At 43.8% G+C, this 5,882-nt stretch carries 5 protein-coding genes and 1 pseudogene; 3 read left to right on the top strand and 3 right to left on the bottom strand.

The window, feature by feature from the left end; genetic code table 11:
- The first annotated feature begins 342 nt into the window (after positions 1-342).
- Positions 343-531 (top strand): hypothetical protein, encoded by a 189-nt coding sequence (locus F6K49_RS34255; protein WP_293071887.1) that lies wholly within the window; start codon positions 343-345, stop codon positions 529-531.
- Between the two features lie 48 nt (positions 532-579).
- A complete protein-coding gene (locus F6K49_RS34250) occupies positions 580-1,368 on the top strand; it encodes a DUF4058 family protein (protein ID WP_293071886.1) in 789 nt (262 codons plus the stop codon).
- Positions 1,369-1,577: 209 nt separating this feature from the next.
- Here the strand turns inward: F6K49_RS34250 and F6K49_RS34245 are convergent, their stop codons facing one another.
- The 3 genes from F6K49_RS34245 to F6K49_RS34235 all read right to left on the bottom strand — a co-directional run bounded on the left by F6K49_RS34245 (position 1,578) and on the right by F6K49_RS34235 (position 4,618).
- Positions 1,578-2,882: a cytosine deaminase gene (locus F6K49_RS34245; RefSeq protein WP_293103818.1), complete on the bottom strand. Its 1,305-nt coding sequence runs from the start codon at positions 2,880-2,882 to the stop codon at positions 1,578-1,580.
- The gene (locus tag F6K49_RS34240; RefSeq protein WP_293028333.1) at positions 2,869-3,057 is read right to left on the bottom strand and encodes a hypothetical protein; all 189 of its coding nucleotides are present in this window, start codon (positions 3,055-3,057) and stop codon (positions 2,869-2,871) included. The genes F6K49_RS34245 and F6K49_RS34240 overlap by 14 nt, the downstream gene beginning before the upstream one ends.
- A 61-nt stretch (positions 3,058-3,118) precedes the next feature.
- A complete protein-coding gene (locus F6K49_RS34235) occupies positions 3,119-4,618 on the bottom strand; it encodes a bifunctional diguanylate cyclase/phosphodiesterase (RefSeq protein WP_293071884.1) in 1,500 nt (499 codons plus the stop codon).
- A 986-nt stretch (positions 4,619-5,604) separates the two neighbouring features.
- Between F6K49_RS34235 and F6K49_RS34230 the strand changes: the two are divergent.
- Positions 5,605-5,882 (top strand): annotated as a pseudogene (locus F6K49_RS34230) (serine/threonine protein kinase); the annotation flags it as partial.

Below are 5,882 nucleotides of genomic sequence, written 5' to 3'. Positions count from 1 at the left end.
CACTTTAGCAACAGCTTGCATTGCTAAGCGGGTTTCAGATGATATACAGGCTAACTGGGACAGTGATTTCAGATCGTTTACTGAGTATAATTTGATTTTTTGAGATTTAGTTTTCATCGCTTTCATCACCGAATAGGAATGGAGATTATTTTTTTATTCACCTCAGACCGGTCAGTATAAAGAGGTTAAACTCCATACATGTCCCAATCATTTTTACTTTTGTAGTGCGGTAATTATTTACCATTATACCTTACCTGATACGTAAGCAGTCCCTGAGGGGGTATTGAAAAAAACTAGGTTTTCAGTAGCCCATGACTTTTATTGGCAAAGAGCCACCTCAACATGAGGTACACATATTTTTTACCTCTTCCATCTTCTGAATTCAGTGCTCCGAAGCTCTGTTGGCGTTTGCGCAGCGTGGGCTTGGCCCAAAGCGTGGCCTATGGCTTTAGTCCCTGCTCCCTAAAACCCAAAAACTTGGATCTTACTAGCTTCAAAAGCGAACAACCTGCTAACCTGCTAACTTGCTAACCTGCTATCCTGCTATCCTAGAAGAAAGAGCTGATCGGAGGTTAAGGGATGCCGTCAATCTTTCCCGGTATGGATCCGTATTTAGAGCATCCTGATTTATGGCCAGAAGTACATCACTGGTTGATTAGTCTAATTGCTGAGTGTTTAATTCCTCAGGTACGTCCGAAGTATAAAGTAGCTATTGAAAAGCGCATTTATCAGGTTAATAAAACTAACGAAGATAACGTCTTATTAGTTAGGATTCCTGATGTTACTGTTAAACGTCAACCAAATACTGAAGATTCTTCCAGCTCTAACGTTGCTGTTGCGCCACCAACCACAAAACCAGTGACAGTAATGGTTCCTATGCCTGAAGAAATCAAGCAAGGGTATTTGGAAGTAAGAGATATGACTACCGGTGCTGTGGTAACCGCTATCGAAGTTTTATCTCCAGTTAATAAGCGCTCTGGTGACGGTAGAGAAACTTACCTGAAAAAACGCCAACGGGTGTTAGGAAGTTTAACTAATTTAGTAGAGATCGATTTGCTCAGAGGCTGGAAACCAATGCCACTATTAGATAATACTATCGAAAGCGATTATCGGGTTTTGGTTAGTCGAGAAGAGCGTCGCCCACGAGCCGAATTATATACTTGTAATCTGCCAGAGCAACTCCCAACTTTTTCCCTACCATTACGTCCAGAGGATTCTGAACCGATAGTAGATTTACAAGCTATAATTAATAGTGTTTATGAACGAGGGGGTTATGATTACCAACTCGATTATGACCAAGAGCCAGTACCAGCTTTTTCAGATAAAAATCGGATATGGGCTCAGGAATTGTTGAGAACTGATATATAGTATTTATCATAGTCATCAGCATTCTACTTGGTGGTGCGTTACGGGGCGGGCTATTCTAATACTGGCGCTCGAAGTGGAAAATTAGGGCTCGCCCGCCCCTAACGCACCCTACATTCTCTTGCCCCGACTCCCTAAATTCTTAATTCTAAATTCTTAATTCTGCATTCTAAATTCTTAATTCTTAATTCTAAATTATTAATTCTTAATTCTTAATTCTCTAACTCAGCATAATCCGGCAACGTAGTATCAATTGGCTTACCCTGGTGCAAGATAATTCGGTCATGTTGGGGACGGGACAAAAGTTCACTGAAATGGCGTCCTTTAAACAAAATCAAATCTGCCGGGAGTCCCACCCCAATCCTACCCATCTCGGGTAAACCCATTAAATCAGCCGCTGTCTTGGTTACGGCACAGGGCCAATCACCGATGGGCATATCTAAATGGGCAATCCGTACCGCTTGGGTAAAGACTTCTAATACATCATGGTCCCCAAATCCATAAAAGGGGTCTCGACAATTATCACTAGCTAATGTTACCGGAATACCCTGTTGTTTAATTTCATGGACCCTGGTGACTCCCCGCCAGGACGGTGTAAAGTTAGCCTGTCGATCCTGTAGATAAAGATTGCACATGGGTAAGCTAACAATAGCAATTCCTGCTGCTTTGACCAACTTGAGAGTTTCCGCAACCTCCTCTAAGGGTTGCACTGCCAAACTACAACAGTGACCACAAAGAATTTTTCCGGTAAACTGATGACGAATAGCAGCTTTGGCAATCTGTCGTAAGCAATGGGAATCGGGATTACCATTTTCATCAGCATGGAAATCTAGGTTGAGGTTTCTCTCCTTAGCTAGGGAGAAGACCGTATCGAGTTGAGCATCCAGGTCTTGGTTGCTATAGGCTACTCCCCCAAGTATGCCTCCGATTTCAGCAATTGTGTCGGCTAAGGTAATGGCAGCGGCGGGAGTTTGATAGTAATCTAGAGTAACTAGAGACACTGCTTGTAGGGTAATTCTGTCAAGCCATTCTTTCTGGAGGGTTTGGAAAACGCCTAGGCTAATCGCACTTTGTTCTCCAACCCAGTCAATGTGGGTGCGGATAGCTTTAGTGCCATGAGCATAGCTACATTTGAGTCCAAATTCCATGCGCCGATATAAATCTTCCCCTTGCCAATAGGTTTCGGCATCAGCATCTCCGGTCAGACAGGCACTATTAAAGGTACCATCAGGATTGGGAGACCGTTCCCAGATATGACCTTTATCCAGATGGGTGTGTATATCTAGAAAACAGGGCCATACTTGTCCTTGCTTGAGATCTATACTCGGGATGTGACTAGGTATGTTACTGGTATCTGTGCTAGCTTCAACACTGTTTGCAATGCTGTTGTCGGTACTGTTTGCGTTCCCGTAGCGGCTCTTTTCGACCATCGTGTTTTGCTGCCCCTTGGGAAAAATCGCCTTTGGCACTATTGCAGCAATGGCTCCCTGATTAATTTCAATATCAACTAAGCACAAACCCTGCTCGTTGCGATGGTAAATGTTGCTGTTTTCCAGTAGGCAACATGGTACGTAGGCATTTTTGAGCCAGTATCGTTCGGCTTTGGGAATCATTAGGGAGTCGGGAGTCGGGAGTCGGGAGTCGGGAGTCGGGAGTCGGGAGTGGCCTATGGAAAAATTGAATGTACCTCATAAGTATCATAAACAGTATCATAAACGCGCAGTCGATCATCAAACCCAATCCTGATTTCTCATCACACCAAGAAATCCTCTGTTGTTCCTAATCTTCCTTTATCCGAAGTTCCCGATTCCCGATTCCCGATTCCCGATTCCCGATTCCCATCTCCCCATCTTCCCACACTCCCTTCTCCTCCCACACTTAGACCCTCTAACCAGGCTTCAGTAGCTTCGGCATTTAAAGGTTTAGAAAACCAATACCCCTGTCCATATTGACAACGCCAATCACAAAGCTGTCCCCATTGCTTTTCAGTTTCTACTCCCTCTGCTACTACATGTATACCAAGGTCGTTTGCCAACTTTACCATCCACCGCAATATTTCCCCATGTTTGTGATCATCACTCATGCCTTTGACAAAAGAGCGGTCAATTTTCAATATATCAATGGGTAAATTTGGCAAGTAACTCAAGGCAGAATAGCCAGTCCCAAAATCATCAATGCACAACTGAATCTCTCGCTGTTTGAGTTTCTCCAACAGAACCACTGCAGTGGTTTCCAGCAGTACACTTTCTGTGATCTCCAGTTTCAAACTCTTGGCATCGAGACCAGAATCCCACAAAATTGTGTCGATTTTACTGATTAGATCTGGTTGGGATAATTGTAAGCTAGAGACGTTAACGCTGATGGTTAAATCTCGATATTGGGCAAACTGTTGTTGCCACTGCCACATTTGTTGGCAAGCCTCCCGTAGTACCCACCAACCCAGTGGCACAATCAGCTTTGTTTCTTCTGCCACCGGAATAAATTCTGCTGGCAACAGCAGTCCCCGTTCGGGATGCTCCCAGCGCACCAGTGCCTCAAAGCCAGCCAGCTTATGGGTTTCAAGAGACACAATCGGCTGGTAATAAAGCCGCAATTCTTGGCGCTTAATACCCAAGCGTAAACTATCTTCTAACTGCAACCGCTCTGCACTCCGGGTGCGCATGGCAGGGGTAAATAGCTGATAGCCAGTGTTACTTTCCATTTTGGCTCGATAAAGAGCTAGACTGGCGTTGTCAAGAAGAGCAGAGGGTTGGTAATCATCCCTGTCATTGCTAGCAATTCCAATATTGGCACTCATAAAGATCTCATGGTCATCAATCGAAAAAGGCGATCGCAGGCTAGCGCAAATCTGTTCTGCTACCAAGGTAGCTTCACTGACATCGTTAATGTCTTGGAGCAAGACCGCTAATTCATCTTCTGACCACCGCGCCACTGTATAGTTAACGGTATAGTTAACGGTATAGTTAACGGTAGAATTCAGGGTATAAGTCAAGCGAGAATCAAAAGCCTTTAGCAATTTTGATCCCACTTGCCGTCCCATACTAAACTGAATGACTTTGAAACGTTCCAAAGCCACCAATAAGACGGCGAATCGATAACCCTTATACCACTTTGACCTCTGGATTACTTGCCTCAACCGTCTCCTAAAACTATCTGGGTTAAGCCAGGGAATCAGGAGGTCATTAAAGGCAGAATCCTGAAACCTTTCTACAGGTTGCTGATCTGGCTGATCATTGTTAATTCTAGCGAACACCTACTTTCTCTATCACCCTGAATTAGCCCAATTGAGTTACTCATTGATAATTGAGCCAAAAAGGAAACCCGAAAGGCAAAAGCTGTGGTATAGTAAACGTTTTGCCATATTCTTTAAGCTCAATTGTGTTAATGGTTGTTAACGATGAACATCCTTCCTGATGGTTTGACTCAGCAAATCAATAACGCTGTTTGGCATCATCCTAAGTTGCGGTTATACCGTTTAAATCAGAGGTGGGACTGTTGAATGTGGACTGAATGTGGACGATAAACAAGCAACGGTCAACTCTCGAAAACCAAACTTCAATACAACGCTAGCCACTGTGGAACAGTACCGTGGATCAGTTATGGAACATCTTAGTTAACCATTAGTTAACCAGGTATAACAAAATAGAGCATGGAGTAGGGGTAAATCCCATGCCCTATTGTTGGATGCCCACAATTACGAGGTAGTTTTAACTGTTACCGATACTTTTTAGCTACCAAAGTCTACCAAGATAGACCAAGGCCCGCCAATGCAAGATGCTTTCACATCCAGGGGGTATCTCCCAAAGCTCTGACGGAATATCCCGCGAGCGCCATAGAAATGTCAAAAAAGTGGTTCCACCGTAGGTCGAGAGCGCAACTATTAAACCCTTGGTTTTCGGCTTTAATTTAAGTTACATAATAATCCCTGTCGGTGTTACCCTAATTTAAGTCTAACAAATAATCAGAGTTTTTGGTAGACTCTGTGACATTTTTTCTAGCTGTTTACTAACCCTTTAACCCGTATAGGTAGTTTTTAGATGGCTTAATTGCGTAAGCCTGGTTGACTAGGGAAGCTGATCCCCCTTGAAGTAGGTAGCCAGCGATCGCTTATTGATCGCTGACTTGGCGTTAACCCTAAAGGACGATTTGCGATCCCTATCCTTAAGGTAAATCGGCAATTTGGCTTTGTCTGTGAGAAAAAGTAATAAATAATTCTAATTGATTACATAATAAAAAGTAATGAGTGTTGAAGAAGCATTGGCGATAGTGGATACGGTCATCAAACCCGAACGCTTAAACGCAGTTCAAGAACTGGTGCTCCGCCAATGTTGGTCAGGACAAACTTATCAAGAGATTGCTGACGGTTCCGGTTACGATGCCGATTACATTCGGGTGGTTGGCTCCCGGTTGTGGCATATCCTCTCAGAGGTTTTTGGAGAGAAGATCACAAAAAATAACATTCGTTCTGTGATCAGGGAGCGATTACGAGAGGTGGAGCTTGAGGAGTTGCCAGAGGT

The organism is Moorena sp. SIO3I6, from assembly GCF_010672095.1.
Note: the sequence above shows the minus strand (reverse complement) of the source record. Positions and strands in the feature narration are given on the sequence as shown.